Raw genomic sequence first — 21,159 nt, forward strand, 5'->3', positions numbered from 1 at the left:
TATGCGTCTTCAAAGGCGGCCCATTCGGGCCGCCTTTTCTTTACCGTAACCTCTCCAGCAGGTTTGGCGTGGGGTATCCGTCCGGGACCAGCCCCTGCGCCATTTGATACGCCCGAACCGCGTTGATCGTATTTGGCCCGGTACGCCCGTCGACACCCTTTGTGTCAAAGCCCGCATCCGTCAGACGGGTCTGAAGTTCCTTTTTCTCGGCAAAGCTCAGCACCCGGTCGCCGCGCGGCCAGTCGGATTGAAACGGTGCGCCCCCTGCAAGCCGGTCGGACAGATGCCCGATGCCAATCACATAGGCGTCGGCCCCGTTATACGTCTCGATCACGTTGAAATTGTCAAAGATCATCAGCGCAACGCCCTGACTTCCCGACGGAAGCAGGATAGCGGCCTTCCCATGATCCGGCACGACGGTACCATCCCGCGCCACGACACCCTGAGCGGCCCATTCAGACGGCATCAGCGTAAAATCGCGACGGGCTGAGGCGTAATCGAAATCGGTCGGCAGACGAACCTCCACGCCCCACGGCTGACCCGTCGTCCAACCATGCCGCGCCAGATAAGACGCCGCCGAAGCCAGCGCATCCGTCGGGTCATCCGACCAGATGTCCCGCCGGCCATCACCGTCAAAATCCACCGCGTGATCCAGATATGACGTGGGCATGAATTGTGTATGCCCCATTGCGCCCGCCCAACTGCCAAGCATGTTGCCGGCGCTGATATCGCCAGCCTGCACGATCCGCAGGGCAGCGACCAACTGCGTTTCAAAGAACTGTGCCCGCCGCGCATCAAAGGCAAGCGTTGCCAATGAACGAAGCGTTGGACTGCTGCCGCGATAGGACCCGAACGAGGTTTCAAGCCCCCAGATGGCAGTGACCACCTCTTTTTCGACGCCGTATTCCTCCTCGATCCGGTTCAACACCTGCCGATGCCGCTGCATGGCCGCACGCCCGTTCGACAGGCGCGTTTCCGACACTGCGGTCTCAAGATACTCCCAGATGGGTTTCGAAAACTCGGCCTGATTGCGATCCCGTTCCAGGACATCTTCGTCATAGCTCATCCCCGAAAACACCTGATTCAGTGTTCCCTGCGAAATACCCTGCCGCCGCGCGCGTCCCTGAAAGGCGCCAAGCCAGGACTGAAACCGTGCCGTTGTCGCAGAAGCCACGGGCAAGGCCTCAATCAACGGGCGCGGGACCGGACGGATCGAAACGGTCACATCCGCCGAAGCCAGTAGCAGCGCTTCGCGTGAAATCCCGCTGTCTGCCCATCTGGTGTTTTCTGTTGTTTCCGCCTGCACTATGGATGCCCACAATGCGACGGTCATGACGCCGCCTACGCATTTTCGCATTCCGTTTTTTCCTGATTACTGCTCGACCACAGGGTAGCGCAGAATCAGAAATTCACAAAGTGCTCAGACGTTCGCCTCTCGCTCCTGCGCAGCACGCTCTGCCCGAATGCGTTCCAATGCCTCGCGCAGCAGGGGCACGCGGTTCGGCCTGAAACTTTGTTCCGTCACTGACATGTCCTGCAAGCGATCCAACCGGAAAACGCGAAAATCCTGTCGCAGGTGGCACCAGCCCAACAACACGTTCGAGTGATCCAGATAGACGATGCTCAAAGGGTTGACGCGCCTGTGCGTAGCGTCGCCTTTCGCGTCCGTATAGAAAAACTCGACCGCGCGCTCATCCCACGTCGCCTGCCGCAGAGTGGCCACGTCAATCGTGGGCTCAGGCGGGCGGTTGAACCGTGTAGCTGCCAGAACCGCGTGGCTGAGCCGATGGGACTGGCGTTGCGGCAAGCGTCCCTGAAGTTTCCGCAGGGCCGTACCCGCCGCACTCGACAAAGCCGGATCGCCAATCACCTGAACTTCGCGCAGGCCCAGAACCAACGCTTCAAGCTCATCATCAGTGAACCCCAATGGGGGCAGGGTCGCGTCCTCGATCAGGGTAAAGCCAAACCCCGCTTCGCCATCGATCACGGCACCCAGTCCGCGCAATGCATCAATATCCCGATGAATTGTTCGGGCCGAAACACCCAAATCCTGCGCTAATTGTTCGGACGTTCTGGGCGAAGGGCCAGAACGCAGGGCTTGCATCAGTTGGAACAATCGAGCGGTGCGGGACATGATGAATAATAACTTATCCCTAATGACAGAAACTGTCATTAGATCCCGATACTCAGTCAGCACACAATGACACGGAGCCTCATAATGCTGACCCTTCTCACCTTCCCCTCTGCCTTCGGCCTGTTCAGTGCCAGCCCCTTCTGCGTCAAGACAGCATTGATGCTTCAGCAGTCCGGCCAGACCTGGCAACGTTCGGACATGCTTGACCCCCGCAAGATGCCTCACCAGAAGCTGCCCGTTTTGCGAACACCGGAACGCCTGGTCCCGGACAGCGACCTGATCCGCGATTGGTTGGAACAGCAGGGCGCGGATTTCGACAAAGGGTTGACGGATGTCGAAAAGGCGCAGTCCCGCGCACTGGTGCGCATGGCCGAAGAGCATCTGTATTTTCACATCGTTCTGGATCGTTGGGGCAATGACGAAGTCTGGCCAGTCTTACGCGATACGTTCTTTACCGGAATTCCGGCGTTGATCCGGAAACCGGCATCCAATGCGATCCGGAAATCCGTTCTGAAGGGGATTACGTCACAGGGAATCGGGCGGTTTTCGCTGTCCGAACGGCTGGACCGGATCGAACGTGACCTCGAGGCGATCTCGGCCTATCTGTGGCAATCCTCTTTCCTGCTTGGGGACCGTCCGACATCGGCTGATATGAGCGTTGGTCCTATGCTTGCCGCGATGCGCGCCACACCTGCGGACACCCCCCTGACCCGCCGGATCAAACAGGATAACCTGCTGAACAGCTACGTGGATCGGTTGGAACAGGCGATACCAATTGCATGAAACCCTTTGAAAACCCTTTGGTCGCTTCGGCCTTTGAGACCCTGCCCCCGCAAACCCGTGCGGGGGCTCTGGCCTTGCGGGCGCTTGTGTTTGACACGGCAGCCTCTCTGCCTGCTGTCCCCACAGTGCGAGAGGAACTGCGCTGGGGTCAGCCCGCCTATCTTGCGCCCAAAGGGTCAACGATCCGGCTGGGCGCGCACAAATCGGCACGTTTCGCCTTGTTTGTGCATTGTCAGAGCCGGTTGATAAGCGATTTCACATCCGCCTTTCCGGGCGAGGACCGGATCGATGGGAACCGTGCCGTTCTGTTTGATGACACCGCACAAATCGATCCAACACGCCACGGATGGCTGATTGCCCGCGCGTTGACCTATCACCTCTGACGACGCTTGCGTTCGACCTTGCGCTTGATCTTGTCTTTCTTGCGCTTGGTGCTGATCGCTTTGCGCCGGGATGATCGCCCTTTTGGCCCATGTCCGCGCGGCAAGGCCTGGTCATCGATGGACAGCAGCTCCAGCTCCAACCCGCCGGTCACAGGTGTCGCTTCGGTCAGTCGAACGGTGACACGTTGGCCGATGGCGATAATCAGCCCCGTGTCCGCCCCCATAAGGGTCCCGGCCTCGCGGTCGAAATGGAAGAACTCGCGCCCCAATGATCGCACCGGAACCAAGCCATCCGCGCCGGTTTCGTCCATTTTGACAAATGCACCAAACCGGGCAATGCCGCTGATCCGGCCTGTGAACTCATTGCCAACCCGTTCGCTGAGATACGCGGCCAGATAACGGTCAGTCGTGTCCCGTTCAGCCATCATGGATCGGCGTTCGGTATCTGAAATATGAGTCGCCGTTTCTTCGAGCCGGGTAATCTCGTCTTCGGTCAAACCGTCCGTGCCCCAACCGTGGGCTGAGATCAGCGCCCGATGCACGACCAGGTCGGCATAGCGCCGGATCGGCGAGGTGAAATGCGCGTAGTTCCGCAGCGCCAGCCCGAAATGGCCGAAGTTTTCTGGGTTGTAATAGGCCTGTGCCATCGACCGCAGGGTGGTCAGGTTGATCAGTTCCGCATCCTCGGTCCCGGCGGCGGCGTTCAGCAGCGCATTCAGGTGTCGGGTTTGCAGCACCTGCCCCTTGGCAAGGTTCAATCCGGCAGCCTGCGCCGTTTCCCGCAGGCTTTCCAGCTTCTCGGGCGCGGGTTCCTCGTGCACGCGAAACAGCAGCGGACGGCGCTTGGCGATAAGTGTCTCGGCAGCCGAGACGTTGGCGAGGATCATGAACTCTTCGATCAACCGATGCGCATCCAACCGGTCGCGGAACGCCACGCTTTCAACATGACCCGTCTCGCTGAGCACGATCTTACGCTCGGGCAGGTCCAGTTCCAGTGGCTGTCGCACAGCCCGCGCTTTCTTTAGCGCGGCATAGGCGGCGTAAAGCGGTTTCAAGACCGTCTCCAGCAATGGCCCAGTGCGGTCGTTCGGGTTGCCGTCGATGGCCTCCTGCACTTCGGCATAGTTCAGTGACGCAACCGAACGCATCAACCCCCGCACAAAACGATGACCAATCTTGTTACCGTCCGCGTCAATCTGCATCCGCACAGCGACACAGGCGCGCGGGACGCCTTCATGCAGGGAACACAGATCACCCGACAGCCGATCAGGCAGCATCGGCACCACACGGTCAGGGAAATAACTTGAATTGCCCCGCTTGCGCGCCTCGCGGTCCAGGGCCGAGCCGGGCAGCACATAAGCAGCAACATCGGCGATAGCGACCCAGATCACATGTCCACCAGGGTTCTTGGGGTCTTCATCCGCGTGCGCGTAACAGGCATCATCACGATCGCGCGCATCCGAAGGGTCGATGGTCAGCAGCGGCATGTCCCGCAGGTCCTCGCGGCCCTTCAGGCCAACGGGTTTGGCATTGTCCGCTTCTGCAATGACCTTGTCGGGAAAGTCATCCGGGATACCGTGCTGGTGGATCGCGATCAGCGAAACAGCCTTGGGCGCGGTCGGATCACCCAACCGTTCTACAATGCGCGCGCGCGGCAGGCCCATGCGATTTTTCGGCCCGGCCTGTTCGGCCTCGACCAATTCGCCGTCTTTGGCACCATGCACCGCGCCATCGGCAACCAGCCATTCAGTCTGGCCTGCCTTGTCGATAGGAACGATTCTGCCCCCTTCGGCCCCTTTACGGAATATGCCCACGATCTTGCGCGGGTTGGTCCCGATTCGGCGGATCAGGCGGGCTTCGTAATTGTGATCTTCTTCGTGCACGACGGTCAGGCGGGCCAGAATGCGGTCACCCTCACCCAGGGCCGGGTCGCTGGCCCGCGCGATGATCAGAACGATGGGCTCGACGCCTTCGCCATGCCATTCCAGTGGACGGGCAAACAGATCACCATCGGCATTCGGGGCCTTCACCTGCAAGACACTGACAGGTGGAAGACGGTCTGGATCGCGATAGCTGCGCTTGCGTTTTTCAAGGTGTCCTTCGGCCTCAAGCTCTTTGAGGATGCGCTTGAGGTCAATGCGATCCGCGCCCTTGATACCAAAGGCTTTGGCGATGTCGCGTTTCGAGGTCAGGGTGGGGTTCGCCGAGATCCAGTCAAGGACCTCCTGCTTGGTGGGGATGCGAGTCATGCTTCCGGCGTAGCACGCGTTTGCGACCGCGTCATGACCAAAAAACCTCAGGGTTTCAGATCAGCAACCGTATCCACATCGCGCAGCTGGTCCAGCAGGGTCACACGGCAGTTTGGGATTGAGGCAAGTGTGTCGCCCAAAGCATGTTCTGTCGACCAACGCACATCGTGGAACAGACCTGCGGGCAGCGCGCCATAACGCTGCGCACCGACCAGCCAATAGCCGCCATCCGGCGCGGGGCCGAACACCATCTGGGATCGCCCAAGCGCACCAAAAGCACGGGCAATATGTGCACGCGAAATACCCGGAATATCCGCACCAATCAGGCAAACCGGCCCCTTGGGCATTCCGCGCAACATCCGCTTCATCCGGCCACCCAGGTCGCCGGACCCCTGCGGCGCGCGTGGCAGGTCAACGGGCCAGACGCGGCTTACAAGGCCCTCCGCATCGGGCGACACGGCCAGCACAATCTGCCAACGGGGATCACGTAGCCTGCGGATCAAGGCGCGGGTCTGATGCCGAAACCACCACGCGGCACCAACCATGCCGATATCGCGCCCCAGCCGCGTCTTGACACGACCCGGTCTGGGTTCCTTGACCATGATCACCAATGTGCGTTGCATGGATCAGGCGAAATAATCCGTCAGGATACGGGTATAGATCGATTTGAGCTGCTCGATCTGCGCAACCTCAACACACTCGTCCACCTGATGCATCGTGCGCCCGACCAAGCCGAACTCCACCACCGGGCAATGGTCTTTGACAAAGCGCGCGTCCGAGGTGCCGCCGGTTGTCGACAGCTCAGGCGTAACGCCGGTTTCGGCTTCGACCGCTTTGGCCACCAGATCCGACAAAGGCCCCGGCGGGGTCAGAAAACTTTCACCCGAAATACTGATCGTGACACCGATTTCGACACCGTACTGAGCTGCCACCAGATCCGCTTCTGACTGCAACCAGTCACTCAGGCTGGCTCCGGAATGCAGATCGTTAAAGCGGATGTTGACCGCGCCGCTGCATTGCGCCGGGATCACGTTGGTCGCGGCGTTTCCAGTGTCGATGGTGACAACAGCCAGCGTGGAGGCGTCGAAATGGTCCGTGCCCTGATCCAGTTCATGGCTGGCAAGCCGATCCATCAGCCGCGCCATGGCGGGCAGCGGGTTTTTGGCCCGATGGGGATAAGCCGAATGCCCCTGCACACCTGTAATCTTAAACCACGCAGTCATTGAGCCCCGACGACCGATCTTGATCATCTCACCCATTTTGTTCGGGCATGTTGGCTCTCCTACCAGACAGACCGACATACGCTCACCCGCGCCTTTCATGTAATCGAGAAGCGCAGTGGTGCCGTCCAACGCATCGCCTTCCTCATCACCGGTAATTGTCAGGACAATTGCCCCATCCGGAGGGGTGTCACGCACGAAATCCATTGCCGCAGCCGCAAAAGCCGCAACTCCGGATTTCATATCGGTAGTGCCGCGCCCATGCATCACCCCATCCCGCACTTCGGCCCCGAAGGGCGGCGCAGTCCAGGCAGCTTCGTCGCCGACAGGGACGACGTCCGTGTGACCATTGAATCCGAAACTGCGCGCATGACCTTTCTGCCCCCAACGCGCGAAAAGGTTGCTGATGCCGCCGCGATCAACGCGCGTGCATTCGAAACCTGCCTCCGACAGCACCGCCTCAAGCAAAACAAGTGCTCCGCCTTCTGAAGGTGTGACCGAAGGGCAACGGATCAGTTCGGCTGTCAATTGGACGGGATCAGTCATGCGGGGGCCTCTGGAACTGTGTCTGACGCGGGTTCGCGCACAGATTCAACGATTTGGCCGGTTTTCCAACCCCAATCCGTAAAAAAACGGTCATCCGAATATTTAGATGTCAAAGCGACACCCCAATAAAACATGGCACTTTACCCTGCGACCACCTTGCTGCCCGCCACAAATTCGCGTTACAGGGCCGCGAAACAGGTGAATTGAATATGAAGCGCGCCTTCTTCGCACTGATCTGCCTGACTTTCGCCGTCATCGCACAGCAAAGCCTGGCACAGTCCCTTTCGGTCACAACCGTGACCCGCCCGCCATTTTCCTATGTCGAGGATGGCGACGAAACCGGCTTCTCTATGGATTTGCTGGCGGCTTTGGCCAAGGCTCTGAACTGGGACTACACGGTCAACCGCGTCGAGGCGTTTTCTGACATGTTGGGTGCCGTGCAGAGCGGATCTGCAGACCTTGCCATCGCCAATATCTCGATCACCGCCCTGCGTGAAACGCAAATGGATTTCTCTCAGCCGATCTTCGAAGCGGGTCTTCAGATCATGGTACCCTCGGACGCGGTACGAAAACCATCGCTGTTGCAGGCCCTGCTCTCAAAAGAACTGTTCATCGCCATAGGGCTGGCCTTTGCCATTCTCCTCGGTGGCGGCATGTTGATGTGGAGCTTTGAACGCCGCGCCCAACCCTATTTCGACCGCGACTTGAACGAAGCGTGGTTCCCATCGTTCTGGTGGGCGCTGAACTTGGTTGTGAATGGCGGCTTCGAAGAGCGAATGCCGCGCACTCCGTTCGGTCGAATGTTGGGTGTCGTGCTGGTGGTGTCATCCTTGTTCATCGTTTCGGTGTTCACCGCCCGTATCACCTCGGTCATGACCGTGGACGCCATTACCGGCAGCGTGAATTCGGTGAACGACCTGTACGGCAAGACTGTCGGGACAATATCAGGGTCGACAGCGGCCAGTTTTCTGAACCGGCGCGAGATCGAGTTTACCAGCTATCCGGGGTTGAATGAGATGCTGGACGCTTTCAAGGCCGAAGATCTGGATGCCGTCGTATTCGACGCGCCGATCCTGTCCTATTTTGCGGCCCATGAAGGGCGGCGCATTGCGTCGATGACAGGTGGTGTTTTCCTGCGCGAAAACTACGGCATCGCTTTCCCGACCGGATCACCTCTGGTCGAGGATGTAAACCAGGCATTGCTTGGCTTGCGCGAAGACGGAACCTATGACGAAATCTATCGCAAGTGGTTCGGATCGCGGAACTAGGCCTGCGCCTCGTCTCCGAAAAACGGTGTCATCTGCGCGACGATCACTGCGTTTTCATCCAATGCTCTTTGCATCAGCGCACGTTCGTCCGCCTCGATATCGTGACCTTGCGCTTCACGCTCGGCCAATGTGCCGTATCCGGTGACATCCAGCGGTGCGGTGTCGGCCTGCTTCAGGATCGCGACCGTCTCACGCACGGCCTCGGCCTCATCCACGCCGCTGGCATAGCACATCAGCGCCGCGCCGGTCGCCCCATCGGGCAGCCCGTCGCCCTCCTTGCGGCCAATCTGGACCAGAAGGGTATAGACTTGCTGACGCGAGGGTTTCTTTTGCTTCTCCATGCACCGGGCCATAGCCCCACGCCGGTTCGCGGTCAAGCAGCCAACAATTGCAGGAATCCCGCCTTGCGCCCATAGTACCCAGAATAAACCGATCCCGGATACAAAGGACGCCTTCATGCCCTACCCAGATTTCATAGCAAGTTTTCCCAGCCTCGACGTACCATTCCCTGACGACGTGGTGCAAACGGCCGTGATCCGGTCGGATGCGGGCTTGGTAGCGTTCTTTACGTTTCTTCAGGATTTCGAATTGCCCTTACATTCTCACAAAGCCCAGTGGGGCACAGTGGTCGAGGGTGAGATTGAATTGACCATCGACGGGCAGACCCGGACCTACCGCTCGGGCGACAGTTATTCGATCCCATCAGGCGTGGAACATGGCGGCAAAATCAGGGCTGGCACACGGGTCATAGATGTTTTCGAGGAACCGGACCGATATCCGATCAAGGGATAAGCTGGGTGAGAGACTCAGTGAACGCGAGTCTCGGCCTCCCTCATTGATTGAAGGTCTCCGGCCTGAAAAGCTGTTGAGTTGAATCCGGCACTTTTGCGCCAGTCTTCCTCATCATTTTAGGCCAATTCCCGCTAGCCGGGACACGACGCCAGCAATTCACAACTAAGCGTCGATGCCGGCCCTACGCTGTGGGTACTGCATAAGTCATTTTCAAAGGAGAGTTGAGATGAGTGTTCTGTCCAGATTGATGACAACAACAGCAAGCGTGATTGTACTTTCCGGTATACCGGCTGTTGCAATTCTGTCCTTTGTAACAAGTGATGCTGCTTATGCCCAAGAAGCGGGCGGTGAAGGCGGCGAAACCACCGGTGGCGGCGAGGCCGAAGGCGGCGCGCAGACCGAAGGCGGAGGTGAATCCGGCAGCGATGGTGAGGCCGAAGGTGGCAGTGAAACCGAGGGCGGTAGCGATTCCGATGGCGGTAGTGAGGCCGAAAGCGGAGGCGAATCCGGCGGCGATGGTGAATCCGAAGGTGGCAGTGAAGCCGATGGCGGTGGTGAGGCCGATGGCGGTGGTGAGGCCGATGGTGCGGAAACCAATGCAGGAAGCACAGAAGTGGAAGCCATGCAGGGTGAGAGCCGCTAAGCAGCACTTCAAGGCAGGCTAGGGCCACAAGCTTGGTATCTGCCTTAGCCGACCTGACCCAAAGAACAAATAAGGCCGGAGCGTAACTGCTCCGGCCTTATGACATTCCCAGAACGATCAGTCCCGCAGCAATTCGTTGATGCCCGTTTTCGAGCGGGTCTTTTCGTCAACCCGCTTCACGATCACCGCGCAATAGAGACTGACATTGTTCTTTGACGGCATGGAACCCGCGACCACAACCGAATAGGGCGGAACCTCGCCATACATGACTTCTCCGGTTTCTCGGTCCACGATCTTGGTAGACTTACCAATGAACACGCCCATCCCCAGAACCGAGCCTTCGCGGACGATACATCCCTCGACCACTTCCGAGCGCGCGCCGATAAAGCAATTGTCTTCAATGATTGTTGGGCCAGCCTGCATCGGCTCAAGCACTCCACCGATGCCAACGCCGCCCGACAGGTGCACATTCTTGCCAATCTGCGCGCAGGATCCGACGGTGGCCCAGGTATCAACCATCGTGCCTTCGTCAACATAGGCCCCAAGATTCACGAAAGACGGCATCAGCACCACGCCCGGTGCAATATATGCCGACTTGCGGACAACGCAGTTTGGAACCGCGCGGAACCCGGCAGACCGCCACTGGTTTTCACCCCAACCGGCGAACTTGCTGTCTACCTTGTCCCACCAGCCGCCGTCCTGCGGACCGCCCGGCTGGATTTCCATGTCCTTGATACGGAAGCCCAGCAGAACCGCCTTTTTGGCCCATTGATTTACGTGCCAGTCACCGGTTTCCAGCTTTTCCGCCACGCGTAACGAGCCACTGTCCAGCGCATTCAGCGTATCCTCGATCGCCTCGCGCTGCTCGCCTGCGGTGGCGGGCGTGATTGTCTCGCGTGCCTCCCAGGCGGCTTCGATGGCGGCTTCCAGTTGCGCGTTGGACATGGGGTGTCTCCCTACAGAATCTGTTCACGTTGATTTGGCCTATACGCAAGCCGGACCCATGGCGCAATGCGACGTAGACGGGCCCAATTGCGTCTGAGGCAGAGGGTCATCAGCTCGCGCGCCGAATATGGCGGGTCAGGATCGCCGTTGCTGTGGCCATTTCCTTGCGCTTCAAAGCCCGCACAATGGCCGCATGATCCGTGTCAGCCCGTTGCACCCATTTCAACCGCCATTGCGCGAACAGATGGCGTGCGCTTGCAATATGCAGATCGTCGATTGCGTGCAAAAGCCGAGGCAGCCCGCAAGGCGTCAGAATGGCGCGATGGAACGTTCTGTTCAGAGCCTCCCATTGCGGCATCGACTGCGCCTCATCACAGGCGATGCGTGCGTTTTCGATCTTTTCCAACGCGACCGGAGACATGTTTTGCATCGATTGCTGCAACGCCAGCGTTTCCAAGGCCACCCGCATTTCGATCACCTCCCGAACTTCTGCCGGGTCCAGCGCCGTAACCCGCATTCCCTTGCGCGGTTCATGCCGGGCCAACCCATGCGCCTCAAGCCGCAACAAGGCTTCGCGCACCGGAACATGGCTGGTGTCGAAGGTTCGGGCAATATGGTCTTGCCGCAGCTTTTCACCAGCTGCCAGCTCTCCGGTGATGATCCGCTGGCTGAGGCTTTGGTAAATCGTGTCGGAAATCATTGCAGTCATGGATTATAGATAAAATCCACCATCCACATCCACAACCCGATAATTCACCCAGCGAACGGGTCCGGCGCAATATTTGCACCGCACACCAGAACACCCACGCGTTCACCCTGTTCGGGTCGATACGCACCCGAGGTCAAGGCGGCCAATGCGGTCGCGCCGGCAGGTTCTACCAGAATGCGATGCGCGCGCCAAAGCGCCTGTTGTGCCGCCGCGATGGCATCGTCTGACACCAGAACCGAACTCATACCCTGCGCCAGTTCAAAACAGATTTCGCCGATCCGCCGCGCGCCCAGCGCGTTTGCGGCGATGCCCGACACGGAAACATCAACCGGCTCACCAGCGCACAATGCTGCATTCAACGCACAGGACGTTTCCGGCTCGACCGCCACAACCTTGCGCGCGCCACCGAACCAGGCCAGCGCCCCGGCGATCAGCCCGCCGCCGCCAACAGCGACCAGTACCGTATCCGCCTGCAAGCCCTGGGCGTCCCATTCGGCAAAACAGGTTCCTTGCCCAGCCACCGTGGCCGGGGCGTCGTAAGCATGGATCTGCATTGCCCCCCTTGTTGCCTCATGCTCCTGCGCTGCGGTCAGCGCGTTCGCGTATTCACCGGAAACAACGCTCAGGTCGGCGCCGGTTTGCCGGATCAGTGCGATCTTGGACGGGCCTGCCAGTTCCGGCACAAATATCTTTGCAGGATAACCCAGCGTCTGCGCTGCATAAGCCGCCGCCGCACCATGATTGCCACCGGATGCGGCGACCAAGCCTGCGGGCGGCACATCCGAGCTGAGCAGCGTATTGAACGCACCCCGCGCCTTGAAACTGCCAGTATGCTGCATGTGCTCGAGTTTCAGCTCAACCGGATAGCCGGGAATGTTGCTTTCCATAACCGGGGTCACTTGCGCATATCCCGCGATGCGGTCCCGTGCCGCCGATATTTCACTTTTCCAATTCATTCTCGTCTTTCCGTGACTGGCACTCTGCCCGCGAACCCTATAGCTGTTTGTCAAACACGCAAGCAGGGATCAATCACCGATGAGAGAAGACCGTCACAGTCCGTTTCGCGATGCGCAGACCGACCGCTCGACCGCGAAAGAGGTTCCGGACACACCGCAAACACGCTCTCCGGCCTACCGTCTGGCTTTCGCGGATGACGAGTTTCTGTGCCGGGACGAGCTGCGCCCTGTACGCTTGCAGCTTGAGTTGCTGAAACCCGAAATGATCATGACCGAGCGTGAGATCGCGTCGACCATCGTAATGTTCGGCGGCGCCCGCATTCCCGAACCCTCGCAAAAGCACACCGCGCGGACAGAGACTCTGGCCAGCCTGTCGAAATATTATGATGAGGCGCGCGAGTTTGCCCGGCTGATGACCGTAAAATCAAAAGAAACCGGCTGCCGCGAGAATGTGATCGTCACTGGCGGCGGCCCCGGTGTGATGGAAGCTGGCAATCGCGGTGCACACGAAGCGGGCGGGTGCTCGATCGGGCTGAACATCGTGCTTCCGCACGAACAGGCGCCAAACAGTTTCGTGACGCCAGAGCTCAGCTTTAATTTCCACTATTTTGCGATCCGCAAAATGCACTTCCTGATGCGCGCCCGCGCCATCACCATCTTTCCCGGTGGGTTTGGGACGCTGGATGAACTGTTCGAATCCCTGACCCTGATCCAGACCGGCAGAATGGATCGCGTGCCATTCCTGCTGTTTGGCCGCGCGTTCTGGGAGAAGGTTATCAACTGGGACGCACTGGCGGATGCCGGTACGATCTCGGAGGAGGATTTGGACCTGTTCCGCTTTGTCGATACCGCGCAGGAGGCGGCCGAGATCATCGAGAACTGGGAACCCGCCCCGCCCCGCGACGAAATTCCGGGGCGCTGAGCGATGAAACCCCCAAAGACAGGCGAAATGCTCCACCTACGTGGCAACGCGTTGTCAAAAGGCGAACCCGTCGCCCTTCCACTGACGCAAAGCAGCATGTTCCATCTGCCGGGCATGCCGGACGGTCACCCGACCTATGGCCGTGTCGATAACCCCACCTGGGTACATCTTGAGCATGTTTTGTCCCATCTGGAAGACGCGCCTTGCCTCAGTTTTCCTTCAGGGATGGCCGCAATTTCTGCGGCTCTTTTTGCAACGGTGCAAGCCGGGTCGCGCCTTCTGATTCCTTCGGACGGGTACTATGTCACCCGTCTGCTGGCCGACCGGTTCCTTTCGCGTCTTGGCGTGACAGTTGAAGAGCGCCCGACCACTGCGTTTGCCGCAGGTGGTTTTGACGGGTTTGACGTTGTGTTCGTCGAAAGCCCTTCGAACCCCGGTCTGGACATGATTGACCTGAAAGCCACAGCCGAACAGGTGCGGTCTGCTGGCGGGGTGACGATTGCCGACAATACGACGATGACGCCGTTGGGTCAGCGTCCGTTGGATTTGGACATCGACGTGGTCGTGTCGTCCGACACCAAAGCGATGGGCGGGCATTCCGACATGCTGATGGGCCATGTGGCCAGCCGCAACAGTGACATCATGGAACGGGTCGAGGAATGGCGGAAGGTCTCCGGCTCGATCCCCGGACCGCATGAGGCATGGTTGCTGCATCGCGGGTTGGAAACGCTGGATGTCCGGTTCGACCGGATGTGCAATTCGGCTCAGGTAATAGCAGAACGGTTGGCAGTTCACCCAGCGGTCAAACAGGTCCGCTATCCCGGGCTGGCCAATGATCCATCGCACGCACTGGCGCAGGCACAAACGGCACGGTTCGGATTTCTGCTATCCTTGACTTTGGAGAGCGAAGACAAGGCCGAAGCCTTCATCAACACCTGCCCGCTTTTGCGCCCCGCCACATCCTTCGGAGGTGTTCACAGCTCGGCCGAACGCCGCGCGCGATGGGGTGATATGGTCGACCCGGCCTTCATCCGCCTGTCCGTTGGATGCGAACCGGTGGACGAACTGTGGCAGGCGATCGAGGCCAGCCTGAACGCGCTGTGATTACTTCTTCGCGGCACGCAGGTCCTTGAAAACGTAGATCGGCAGCACCACGCTGGCGATCAGCGCCCCCAGCCAGACAAGCAGCGTCGCCGCCAGCAGGTTCGAGATACCACCAACGGTCAGCCCCGACGCGATGAGGTCGGTCACCAGCAGGCCCACAAATGTCACGACCAGGGCAATCCCGCCTTTCAATGCGGGCGCTTTCTTTTCGCCAAGCTTCAGTATCAAGGGCTCGGCGATCACCTGAACGACGGTGAAAACGATCACAACCACGATAAATGAGATCGGTTTGATCGCGAAACCGGACAGTATCAGCGAAGCCAGCAACAGCCCGATGGCATTGCCGGCCAGCAGGGCCAAAGCGGATTTGATTCTGCGCGACATGGGATGGCCTCCGTCAATCTACAATCAGAAATATGAAGATATTAGCAGGCTTCTGAGTTTTTTCGAGACAATTCAATCGCCTCTTCCTTTTGACCCGTTGAAAACACGTGGTAGAACACATTCATCAAGATCAGACCTGTCCCTGACCCGTGAGTGTGAGATGAGCGACGATCCCTATTCCGTCCTTGGCGTATCGAAAGACGCCAGTGCCGACGAAATCAAGAAAGCCTACAGGCGTATTGCCAAGGAGTGCCACCCGGACCTGAAACCCGGCGATGCCAAGGCCGAGGCCAAATTCAAGGCCGCAGCTGCAGCGTATGACATGCTGAAAGATCCTGAAACCCGCGCCCGTTACGACAATGGCGAAATCGACGCATCGGGTCAGGAACGCCCGCAACAACACTATTACCGGGACTATGCCGAGGCCGCTGGAAACCCCTATCGCGGGCGTCAGGCGGACCCGGACGACATGTCGGACATCTTTGCTGAATTCATGCGCGGCCGCGGTGGATTTGGCGGCCAGCAAAGGCATGAGTTTCATGCGCCGGGGCATAACCTGAACTATTCCCTTCAGATCAGCTTTCTGGATGCCGTGTTTGGCGCCAGCCAGAAACTGACGCTACCAGACGGCAACCGGATCGAGGTCAAGATCCCCGCCGGCATAACAGAAGGTCAGACCATCCGTCTGCGCGGCAAGGGTGCTCCGGGTTATGGCGAAGGCCCTCCGGGGGATGCGTTGGTGACCGTCACGGTCGCCAAACATCCGGTGTTTGACCGTCAGGGCGACGACATCCATATCACGCTGCCGATCAGCATCGATGAGGCCATTCTGGGCGGGAAAGTCGCCGCCCCCACCATCGATGGCGGTGTGAACGTCAATGTTCCGGCGGGCACAAGCAGCGGCAAAACCCTTCGCCTGCGCGGCAAGGGGGTGAAGAAACGCGGCTCGTCCCTGCGCGGAGACCAACTGATCGAATTGACTGTCTCGATGCCCGACAAGATCGATGATGATCTCAGGCAGTTCATGGAGACATGGCGCGAAACGCACCGCTACGATCCGCGGAAAGGAATGCCGTCATGACCCTGACCGAAAAGGAACTGATCGAAACCGTCTCGCGCCTGACCTCGGACCGCCTAACCGAGTATCTTGCGGCCGAAATCGTGATCCCTGAACAATCGGAGCAGGGGCTGGTCTATCACAGTATCGACGTTGCCCGGCTGGAACTGGCTTGCGAGTTGCACGAGCAATACGACATGGAGGCCGATGCGCTGTCGATGATGATCTCATTGATTGATCAGATGCATGGGCTGCGCGCTGAACTGCGTGAGGTTCTGAACGCAGTCGAGGCGCAACCCGAGCCGGTGCGCCAACAACTGATCGAGGTCATTGGCACAGCGCGGTTCCGTCGCAGATAACAGGGTTTTGGGCGCAATGATTTTGGCGTAGAAGGCCGCCTTGATCCTTTGTCAGGTAGCTTCCATGACCCAGCCCAGATCCGAATTGCTGATGCCTGCGGGCAATCTGCGCAAACTTAAGCTCGCCATCCTCTATGGGGCAGACGCCGTGTATCTGGGTACGCCGGATATGTCGCTGCGCACCAAGTCCGAGTTTTCGCTGGACGAGGTGATTGAAGGGGTCGAGTTCTGTCACAGCCATGGTCGGCGCGCCTACCTGACACTGAACTTGTTCTCGCATAACAAAGACATCCCGAAGCTGGACGAATACATCGACACGGTGCGCAAGGTGCAGCCCGACGGGTTGATCATCGCCGATCCAGGCGTGTTCCAATACGTCCGCGAGCGCGCGCCCGAACTGCCGCTGCATATCTCGACCCAGGCCAATATCTGTTCGTGGCTGTCGGTGAAGTTCTGGCAGGATCAGGGGGCCGAGCTGGTGGTTCTGGCGCGTGAGGTTTCCTATCCCGAACTGGTCGAGATCCGTGAGAAGTGCCCTGATATCAAGCTAGAATCCTTCGTGCACGGTGCTATGTGCATGACCTATTCGGGCCGTTGTCTGCTGTCGAATTTCATGGCCGAACGCGGGGCCAACCAGGGCAACTGCGCCAATTCCTGTCGCTGGAACTATGGTCTGAAACTGCGCCTCAAGGATGGCACACATCAGGAGCTGCGTATCACCGAGGAAAACGCCGACCTGTTCGAATTCCTGCTGGAAGAAGGCTGCCGCCCCGGTGACCTGATGCCCATCGAAGAGGATGATCGCGGCTCGTACATCCTCAACTCACGCGACCTCTGCATCATGCCGAAGCTGGATGAGTACCTGAAAATCGGTGTCGACAGCCTCAAGGTCGAAGGGCGCGGCAAATCGGAATACTACGCCGCGATCGTCGCACGGGCCTATCGTATGGCGATAGATGACTATTTCGCGGACCCCGAAAACTGGGACCCCAAGCCTTACATGCGTGAGCTCGAAACCGTCGGGAATCGCGGCTATACGCTGGCCTTCCACGAAGGGCGGCTGACCAATTACGCCCATGATTACGAACACACCGCATCCATCGCGCAATGGGAATATGCCGGGATCGTCACCGAAGTGACCGAGGATGCCTTTCTGGTCGAGGTGAAGAACAAGCTGGAACCGGGTGATGTGCTGGATTTCGTCTCGCCAGTTGCGCGCGACACGGTTCTGCTGCGGGTTTATGATTTCGAACGCGCCCATGATGGCGCACGGCTGGACGTCGTGCATGGCAGCACAAAAACCATCATTCGGATGCCTTTCACCCTGTTTGATCACGAGGATATCGACGATCTGCGCGCCCGTTTTCCGGTCTATTCAGTGCTGCGCAAGGAACGCGCCCTGACCGACGAACACTGGAGCCGCATTCGCTTTGACAAGCTCGTGCAGGGATTGGAAACCACCGGTCGCGACAACACAACTGCCTATGCAGGCCGTCGCGATGATCTGATTGAAAAGATTGGCCTAGACGGTAACGAACGCCGGTTCAAGACAAACCGCATCGGCACGGAAGGATGCTGCGGCAAGGGCTGCAACGGATGCCTGATCTTCTGGCAAGATGACAAATACGCGTTGGCCCGCGAGGTACTGTCCAAACGGAAGCAAGGCGAGCAACTCAGTCGCCGCGAGGCGACAGAACTCAAGCTGCCGGGTGAACCGGCTTAGTTTCCCACCCGATATTCTTCGGGGATAAAGAACGTATAGTCGCGATCCGCCACTTGTTCGTGACAGACGTGGCAATAGGCAACTTCGCTGGCACGGGCGCCCATGGTATCGCCAAACAAGGACCCGTCCGGCAGCACCATGATATAACGCCAGTCAGCGGTGTTCGGGCTGGTACCCTCTGGCAGTTTTTCCATTATGAACATGGCGCCGGGATGTATGTGACCTTCATCGGTCACCGTCATGCTGTCCTTGGCAAGCACCGATCCCATGGGAAGTTCTTCGCCTTGCTGCAATGTCCCGTAGTTATGGGCCATTCGGTTGGCATACGTGTTTACGAAACGCTGTCCGTGTGTGGCCGAGATATATGGCGCATCGTTGAAAAGCGGCCAGCTTTGGTAGTTTAGAACCAGATCCAGTTGCGCCGCAGCATACCCCCGTGCCATACGGCGGCTGAGCGAATGGTAGTGGGCCGCGGCCTCATCCTTGCTTAGCTCTGCCGGGTTTTCGATCGCGATGTGAGCGTTGTGACCATCCGCCGTTGCCAGTCCTGAAGAAATCAGAAGTATCGCGCACGCAATGGCCTTGTGCTGGAGAATTATTCGAAGATACGAGTCCATTATTACGACCCACCTGAAAATCAGTTCGCCTGAGCGCCACGTGACGACAGTGTTCTTATTCTAGCGGCTCCGGGAACTCTTACCAGCTCAGGTCCCGGAATCTCACCGCCTTGTGCATCGATTTGAACCTGCATCCTGCGGCATTGAATCATTAAAATATAGCAAATTATGCATATTGAATCAGCATCTGAAACATTAAGTTTACAGGCACACTTCATGCGTGCAGGCGGTCATCTTGGACAATCAAAGCACGACCACCCGATCCATGATGAACCGGACAGAAAAACTACCGGGTTAAACCGGCTTCTGACTCAATCTGTTTGCGCGATTTGCGGGCACGTTCGGTTGCCGATTTCAACTGACCGCACGCCGCCATGATATCCTCGCCCCGTGTCTTGCGAATGGGAGAGGCGTAGCCTGCCTGGTAGATGATGTTGGCAAAAGCGCGGATGCGGTTGTTCGAGCTGCGCTTGTACGGCGCGCCGGGCCATTCGTTAAACGGGATCAGGTTGATCTTGGCCGGAATTTTGTGACGCTTGATGTGGTCGATCAAACGATGGGCATCCGCGTCGCTGTCATTCACACCATCCAGCATCACGTATTCGAACGTGATCCGCTCGGAGTTCGAGGCATTGGGATAGCTGGCCAGCGCCTGCAACAACTCCTCGATATTCCAGCGTTTATTGATTGGAACCAGAACGTCGCGGGTTTCATCCGTGGTTGCATGGAACGAGATCGCCAGCAGACAGCCGATTTCCTCAGCCGTGCGCGCAATTTCGGGTACCACTCCACTGGTCGACAGCGTAATGCGGCGGCGCGACAGGGAAATCCCCTCGGGATCCATCGCGATCTTCAACGCATCGCGGACGTTTTCGAAATTGTAAAGCGGCTCGCCCATTCCCATCAGAACGATGTTTGACAGAAGGCGCGTTTCATCCTTTGGCGCACCGGGGGTCGGCCATTCGTCAAGATCGTCGCGCGCCATCATGATCTGCCCGACAATTTCGGCAGATGTTAAATTACGTACAAGCTTCTGGGTGCCCGTATGACAAAACGAACATGTCAACGTACATCCGACCTGAGACGATATGCATAGCGTTCCGCGATCTTCTTCGGGGATGTAGACCACCTCGACCTCGTGCCCGCCCGCGATCCGGCACAGATATTTGCGGGTGCCGTCCTCGGACACCTGTCGGGTCACCACCTCGGGTATCTCGACCACAAAGTTTTCGGCCAGTTGCGCACGGTACGCTTTGGCGAGATTCGTCATCTGGGAAAAATCGCGCACGCCCCATTGATAGATCCACTGCCAGATCTGACCGGTACGCATCTTTGCCTGCTTTTCGGGCGTACCATGTTCGATCAGGACCTCGCGCAAACGGTCGCGGGTTAGACCGACAAGGTTCACCTTCCCCTCGGGCAATTTGCGAGGGAGGGTCATGACGTCTTGAGTGATCGGCGCTTTGGGCGACATTGTGGTACCTGCTGAGGCGTATCTTCAAGGATTCTGGCTTGGGATGCGCCTCTATATAGGAACCTGTGCAAAGATCAAAAGGAATCGTTTCAGTCAGTCTGCAAAACTCAACAGTTCTTCAACGCGTGCCCGCCCCAAATTCACCCGGCATGATGTGATTGCGATACCTGTACCCGATCCGCCACCAAACGACGCGCCGACGGCGGTGCAATGCGTATCGCGATAGGTTTCCCAGGCCTGTTGCGCCGCCATAAGGGCAGGTTCAGCCACTATCCGCCCGGTGACCTCGTCCAGTTCCTTGGCAGATTGTACCGCCAAATCAAAACTCACCTGCAGCGCGCGCGAGACCCGTGCTTCCATCTCTCCGACGCAGGATCCGATTTCGACTTGTGATCCGGCGTCGGAACATTCCAACGCCGGGTCGGCGGTTGCGGTGGCTGGCAAAAGCAGCGCGATCAAGATCAGACGCATGGCCGCCTCATTCATCCATTCAGCTGGGGTCAGGCCAGAGTGACATTTTTTGCCAGAAAGGTTTAGATGCCGGTTGGCCCCCTAAACCAACGGAAATGCAGTTCCGCGTCAGACACCCGCGGGTGGGATATAGCAATCTTCGGCATCCAGGGTCTTGACCGGATCGTTCGGTCCGCATTGTTCGCCGGTTACGGGATATGTCTCGCCCTTGTTTTCGCAGGCACTCAGCAGCATGGCTGATATCATCATCAACGCGACAAGAGATTTGTTCAGCATGGTGGCAACTCCTTGGTTTCTCTTGAACTGATTAGTTCGGAAATCGTCAGAGCTCACATTGATACGGATCAAGTAAACGGGTTGATCCTGCGTAAAGTTGCATCTTGCGCTCTGGGGTGAGTAACAGTGCTGTTCCACGTTGTG

At 58.5% G+C, this 21,159-nt stretch carries 24 protein-coding genes; 10 read left to right on the plus strand and 14 right to left on the minus strand.

Translation table 11 applies throughout. The features are described 5' to 3' along the window. Positions 1 to 40: 40 nt before the first annotated feature. Together ACR0D9_RS17555 and ACR0D9_RS17560 are read right to left on the minus strand one after the other, a co-directional pair. On the minus strand, positions 41 to 1,333 hold the full coding sequence (locus ACR0D9_RS17555; protein ID WP_480539654.1) for a lytic murein transglycosylase: 1,293 nt from the start codon (positions 1,331 to 1,333) through the stop codon (positions 41 to 43). Positions 1,334 to 1,420: 87 nt separating this feature from the next. Beyond that, positions 1,421 to 2,134, minus strand: coding sequence for a helix-turn-helix transcriptional regulator (locus tag ACR0D9_RS17560; protein WP_480488561.1), 714 nt, complete (start codon positions 2,132 to 2,134; stop codon positions 1,421 to 1,423). Positions 2,135 to 2,218: 84 nt separating this feature from the next. Here ACR0D9_RS17560 and ACR0D9_RS17565 point away from each other — a divergent pair, with 84 nt between their 5' ends. Together ACR0D9_RS17565 and ACR0D9_RS17570 are read left to right on the plus strand one after the other, a co-directional pair. Beyond that, the gene (locus ACR0D9_RS17565; protein WP_480506452.1) at positions 2,219 to 2,917 is read left to right on the plus strand and encodes a glutathione S-transferase family protein; all 699 of its coding nucleotides are present in this window, start codon (positions 2,219 to 2,221) and stop codon (positions 2,915 to 2,917) included. After that, positions 2,914 to 3,300: a DUF1801 domain-containing protein gene (locus ACR0D9_RS17570; RefSeq protein ID WP_480506453.1), complete on the plus strand. Its 387-nt coding sequence runs from the start codon at positions 2,914 to 2,916 to the stop codon at positions 3,298 to 3,300. Before ACR0D9_RS17565 ends, ACR0D9_RS17570 begins: the two co-directional genes overlap by 4 nt. Here the strand turns inward: ACR0D9_RS17570 and rnr are convergent. Genes rnr through dapE form a run of 3 tightly spaced genes read right to left on the minus strand, consistent with a single transcriptional unit; the run spans position 3,291 to position 7,315 of the window. Then, positions 3,291 to 5,549, minus strand: coding sequence for a ribonuclease R (gene rnr, locus ACR0D9_RS17575; RefSeq protein WP_480539656.1), 2,259 nt, complete (start codon positions 5,547 to 5,549; stop codon positions 3,291 to 3,293). The genes ACR0D9_RS17570 and rnr overlap by 10 nt on opposite strands. 47 nt (positions 5,550 to 5,596) lie before the next feature. Continuing rightward, positions 5,597 to 6,172: a TIGR04282 family arsenosugar biosynthesis glycosyltransferase gene (locus ACR0D9_RS17580; protein ID WP_480484150.1), complete on the minus strand. Its 576-nt coding sequence runs from the start codon at positions 6,170 to 6,172 to the stop codon at positions 5,597 to 5,599. Between the two features lie 3 nt (positions 6,173 to 6,175). Next, positions 6,176 to 7,315 (minus strand): succinyl-diaminopimelate desuccinylase, encoded by a 1,140-nt coding sequence (dapE, locus tag ACR0D9_RS17585; protein WP_480488554.1) that lies wholly within the window; start codon positions 7,313 to 7,315, stop codon positions 6,176 to 6,178. Between the two features lie 209 nt (positions 7,316 to 7,524). On the opposite strand from dapE, the gene ACR0D9_RS17590 reads away from it, so the two are divergent. Further along, positions 7,525 to 8,583: a transporter substrate-binding domain-containing protein gene (locus tag ACR0D9_RS17590; RefSeq protein ID WP_480488553.1), complete on the plus strand. Its 1,059-nt coding sequence runs from the start codon at positions 7,525 to 7,527 to the stop codon at positions 8,581 to 8,583. Here ACR0D9_RS17590 and ACR0D9_RS17595 read toward each other — a convergent pair. Next, the gene (locus tag ACR0D9_RS17595; RefSeq protein ID WP_209598381.1) at positions 8,580 to 8,924 is read right to left on the minus strand and encodes a hypothetical protein; all 345 of its coding nucleotides are present in this window, start codon (positions 8,922 to 8,924) and stop codon (positions 8,580 to 8,582) included. The two genes, ACR0D9_RS17590 and ACR0D9_RS17595, sit on opposite strands and share 4 nt — an antisense overlap. A gap of 115 nt (positions 8,925 to 9,039) precedes the next feature. Between ACR0D9_RS17595 and ACR0D9_RS17600 the strand changes: the two genes are divergently transcribed. Both ACR0D9_RS17600 and ACR0D9_RS17605 read left to right on the plus strand, forming a co-directional pair. After that, the gene (locus ACR0D9_RS17600) at positions 9,040 to 9,375 is read left to right on the plus strand and encodes a cupin domain-containing protein (protein ID WP_209505030.1); all 336 of its coding nucleotides are present in this window, start codon (positions 9,040 to 9,042) and stop codon (positions 9,373 to 9,375) included. Positions 9,376 to 9,601: 226 nt separating this feature from the next. Next, positions 9,602 to 10,018: a hypothetical protein gene (locus ACR0D9_RS17605; protein ID WP_480484153.1), complete on the plus strand. Its 417-nt coding sequence runs from the start codon at positions 9,602 to 9,604 to the stop codon at positions 10,016 to 10,018. Positions 10,019 to 10,135: 117 nt separating this feature from the next. Here ACR0D9_RS17605 and dapD read toward each other — a convergent pair whose 3' ends face one another. From dapD to ACR0D9_RS17620, 3 genes are all read right to left on the minus strand, one after another. Beyond that, a complete protein-coding gene (gene dapD, locus ACR0D9_RS17610; RefSeq protein WP_480484154.1) occupies positions 10,136 to 10,963 on the minus strand; it encodes a 2,3,4,5-tetrahydropyridine-2,6-dicarboxylate N-succinyltransferase in 828 nt (275 codons plus the stop codon). A gap of 109 nt (positions 10,964 to 11,072) precedes the next feature. Continuing rightward, the gene (locus ACR0D9_RS17615; protein ID WP_209598385.1) at positions 11,073 to 11,672 is read right to left on the minus strand and encodes a GntR family transcriptional regulator; all 600 of its coding nucleotides are present in this window, start codon (positions 11,670 to 11,672) and stop codon (positions 11,073 to 11,075) included. Positions 11,673 to 11,716: 44 nt separating this feature from the next. Then, a complete protein-coding gene (locus ACR0D9_RS17620; RefSeq protein ID WP_480539658.1) occupies positions 11,717 to 12,628 on the minus strand; it encodes a threonine/serine dehydratase in 912 nt (303 codons plus the stop codon). A 79-nt stretch (positions 12,629 to 12,707) separates the two neighbouring features. Between ACR0D9_RS17620 and ACR0D9_RS17625 the strand changes: the two genes are divergently transcribed. Both ACR0D9_RS17625 and ACR0D9_RS17630 read left to right on the plus strand, forming a co-directional pair. After that, positions 12,708 to 13,550 (plus strand): LOG family protein, encoded by an 843-nt coding sequence (locus tag ACR0D9_RS17625; RefSeq protein ID WP_480484157.1) that lies wholly within the window; start codon positions 12,708 to 12,710, stop codon positions 13,548 to 13,550. A 3-nt stretch (positions 13,551 to 13,553) separates the two neighbouring features. Continuing rightward, complete coding sequence (locus ACR0D9_RS17630) at positions 13,554 to 14,654, plus strand: cystathionine gamma-lyase (RefSeq protein ID WP_480484158.1); 1,101 nt, start codon at positions 13,554 to 13,556, stop codon at positions 14,652 to 14,654. Here ACR0D9_RS17630 and ACR0D9_RS17635 read toward each other — a convergent pair whose 3' ends face one another. Continuing rightward, a complete protein-coding gene (locus ACR0D9_RS17635; protein ID WP_267363718.1) occupies positions 14,655 to 15,038 on the minus strand; it encodes a hypothetical protein in 384 nt (127 codons plus the stop codon). Positions 15,039 to 15,198: 160 nt separating this feature from the next. On the opposite strand from ACR0D9_RS17635, the gene ACR0D9_RS17640 reads away from it, so the two are divergent. The 3 genes from ACR0D9_RS17640 to ACR0D9_RS17650 all read left to right on the plus strand — a co-directional run bounded on the left by ACR0D9_RS17640 (position 15,199) and on the right by ACR0D9_RS17650 (position 18,177). Further along, the gene (locus tag ACR0D9_RS17640) at positions 15,199 to 16,119 is read left to right on the plus strand and encodes a DnaJ C-terminal domain-containing protein (RefSeq protein WP_480488548.1); all 921 of its coding nucleotides are present in this window, start codon (positions 15,199 to 15,201) and stop codon (positions 16,117 to 16,119) included. After that, on the plus strand, positions 16,116 to 16,454 hold the full coding sequence (locus ACR0D9_RS17645; RefSeq protein ID WP_480484160.1) for a hypothetical protein: 339 nt from the start codon (positions 16,116 to 16,118) through the stop codon (positions 16,452 to 16,454). The genes ACR0D9_RS17640 and ACR0D9_RS17645 overlap by 4 nt, the downstream gene beginning before the upstream one ends. A 64-nt stretch (positions 16,455 to 16,518) precedes the next feature. Next, positions 16,519 to 18,177: a U32 family peptidase gene (locus ACR0D9_RS17650; protein WP_480539660.1), complete on the plus strand. Its 1,659-nt coding sequence runs from the start codon at positions 16,519 to 16,521 to the stop codon at positions 18,175 to 18,177. Here the strand turns inward: ACR0D9_RS17650 and ACR0D9_RS17655 are convergent. From ACR0D9_RS17655 to ACR0D9_RS17670, 4 genes are all read right to left on the minus strand, one after another. After that, positions 18,174 to 18,794: a cytochrome P460 family protein gene (locus ACR0D9_RS17655; RefSeq protein ID WP_480539662.1), complete on the minus strand. Its 621-nt coding sequence runs from the start codon at positions 18,792 to 18,794 to the stop codon at positions 18,174 to 18,176. The genes ACR0D9_RS17650 and ACR0D9_RS17655 overlap by 4 nt on opposite strands. Positions 18,795 to 19,080: 286 nt before the next feature. Beyond that, positions 19,081 to 20,268, minus strand: coding sequence for a dual-specificity RNA methyltransferase RlmN (rlmN, locus tag ACR0D9_RS17660; protein ID WP_480539664.1), 1,188 nt, complete (start codon positions 20,266 to 20,268; stop codon positions 19,081 to 19,083). A gap of 93 nt (positions 20,269 to 20,361) precedes the next feature. Further along, the gene (locus ACR0D9_RS17665) at positions 20,362 to 20,739 is read right to left on the minus strand and encodes a lysozyme inhibitor LprI family protein (RefSeq protein WP_209505043.1); all 378 of its coding nucleotides are present in this window, start codon (positions 20,737 to 20,739) and stop codon (positions 20,362 to 20,364) included. Between the two features lie 108 nt (positions 20,740 to 20,847). Further along, complete coding sequence (locus ACR0D9_RS17670; protein ID WP_209505044.1) at positions 20,848 to 21,015, minus strand: hypothetical protein; 168 nt, start codon at positions 21,013 to 21,015, stop codon at positions 20,848 to 20,850. Positions 21,016 to 21,159 lie beyond the last annotated feature (144 nt).

It is taken from the genome of Ruegeria sp. AK11 (assembly GCF_056541095.1).

What these genes read in the sequence shown, in the direction of transcription:
- ACR0D9_RS17555 (WP_480539654.1), bottom strand. Translation starts at nt 1,333, where the DNA reads ATGACCGTCGCATTGTGGGCATCCATAGTGCAGGCGGAAACAACAGAA.
- ACR0D9_RS17560 (WP_480488561.1), bottom strand. Translation starts at nt 2,134, where the DNA reads ATGTCCCGCACCGCTCGATTGTTCCAACTGATGCAAGCCCTGCGTTCT.
- ACR0D9_RS17565 (WP_480506452.1), top strand. Translation starts at nt 2,219, where the DNA reads ATGCTGACCCTTCTCACCTTCCCCTCTGCCTTCGGCCTGTTCAGTGCC.
- ACR0D9_RS17570 (WP_480506453.1), top strand. Translation starts at nt 2,914, where the DNA reads ATGAAACCCTTTGAAAACCCTTTGGTCGCTTCGGCCTTTGAGACCCTG.
- rnr (WP_480539656.1), bottom strand. Translation starts at nt 5,549, where the DNA reads ATGACTCGCATCCCCACCAAGCAGGAGGTCCTTGACTGGATCTCGGCG.
- ACR0D9_RS17580 (WP_480484150.1), bottom strand. Translation starts at nt 6,172, where the DNA reads ATGCAACGCACATTGGTGATCATGGTCAAGGAACCCAGACCGGGTCGT.
- dapE (WP_480488554.1), bottom strand. Translation starts at nt 7,315, where the DNA reads ATGACTGATCCCGTCCAATTGACAGCCGAACTGATCCGTTGCCCTTCG.
- ACR0D9_RS17590 (WP_480488553.1), top strand. Translation starts at nt 7,525, where the DNA reads ATGAAGCGCGCCTTCTTCGCACTGATCTGCCTGACTTTCGCCGTCATC.
- ACR0D9_RS17595 (WP_209598381.1), bottom strand. Translation starts at nt 8,924, where the DNA reads ATGGAGAAGCAAAAGAAACCCTCGCGTCAGCAAGTCTATACCCTTCTG.
- ACR0D9_RS17600 (WP_209505030.1), top strand. Translation starts at nt 9,040, where the DNA reads ATGCCCTACCCAGATTTCATAGCAAGTTTTCCCAGCCTCGACGTACCA.
- ACR0D9_RS17605 (WP_480484153.1), top strand. Translation starts at nt 9,602, where the DNA reads ATGAGTGTTCTGTCCAGATTGATGACAACAACAGCAAGCGTGATTGTA.
- dapD (WP_480484154.1), bottom strand. Translation starts at nt 10,963, where the DNA reads ATGTCCAACGCGCAACTGGAAGCCGCCATCGAAGCCGCCTGGGAGGCA.
- ACR0D9_RS17615 (WP_209598385.1), bottom strand. Translation starts at nt 11,672, where the DNA reads ATGACTGCAATGATTTCCGACACGATTTACCAAAGCCTCAGCCAGCGG.
- ACR0D9_RS17620 (WP_480539658.1), bottom strand. Translation starts at nt 12,628, where the DNA reads ATGAATTGGAAAAGTGAAATATCGGCGGCACGGGACCGCATCGCGGGA.
- ACR0D9_RS17625 (WP_480484157.1), top strand. Translation starts at nt 12,708, where the DNA reads ATGAGAGAAGACCGTCACAGTCCGTTTCGCGATGCGCAGACCGACCGC.
- ACR0D9_RS17630 (WP_480484158.1), top strand. Translation starts at nt 13,554, where the DNA reads ATGAAACCCCCAAAGACAGGCGAAATGCTCCACCTACGTGGCAACGCG.
- ACR0D9_RS17635 (WP_267363718.1), bottom strand. Translation starts at nt 15,038, where the DNA reads ATGTCGCGCAGAATCAAATCCGCTTTGGCCCTGCTGGCCGGCAATGCC.
- ACR0D9_RS17640 (WP_480488548.1), top strand. Translation starts at nt 15,199, where the DNA reads ATGAGCGACGATCCCTATTCCGTCCTTGGCGTATCGAAAGACGCCAGT.
- ACR0D9_RS17645 (WP_480484160.1), top strand. Translation starts at nt 16,116, where the DNA reads ATGACCCTGACCGAAAAGGAACTGATCGAAACCGTCTCGCGCCTGACC.
- ACR0D9_RS17650 (WP_480539660.1), top strand. Translation starts at nt 16,519, where the DNA reads ATGACCCAGCCCAGATCCGAATTGCTGATGCCTGCGGGCAATCTGCGC.
- ACR0D9_RS17655 (WP_480539662.1), bottom strand. Translation starts at nt 18,794, where the DNA reads ATGGACTCGTATCTTCGAATAATTCTCCAGCACAAGGCCATTGCGTGC.
- rlmN (WP_480539664.1), bottom strand. Translation starts at nt 20,268, where the DNA reads ATGTCGCCCAAAGCGCCGATCACTCAAGACGTCATGACCCTCCCTCGC.
- ACR0D9_RS17665 (WP_209505043.1), bottom strand. Translation starts at nt 20,739, where the DNA reads ATGCGTCTGATCTTGATCGCGCTGCTTTTGCCAGCCACCGCAACCGCC.
- ACR0D9_RS17670 (WP_209505044.1), bottom strand. Translation starts at nt 21,015, where the DNA reads ATGCTGAACAAATCTCTTGTCGCGTTGATGATGATATCAGCCATGCTG.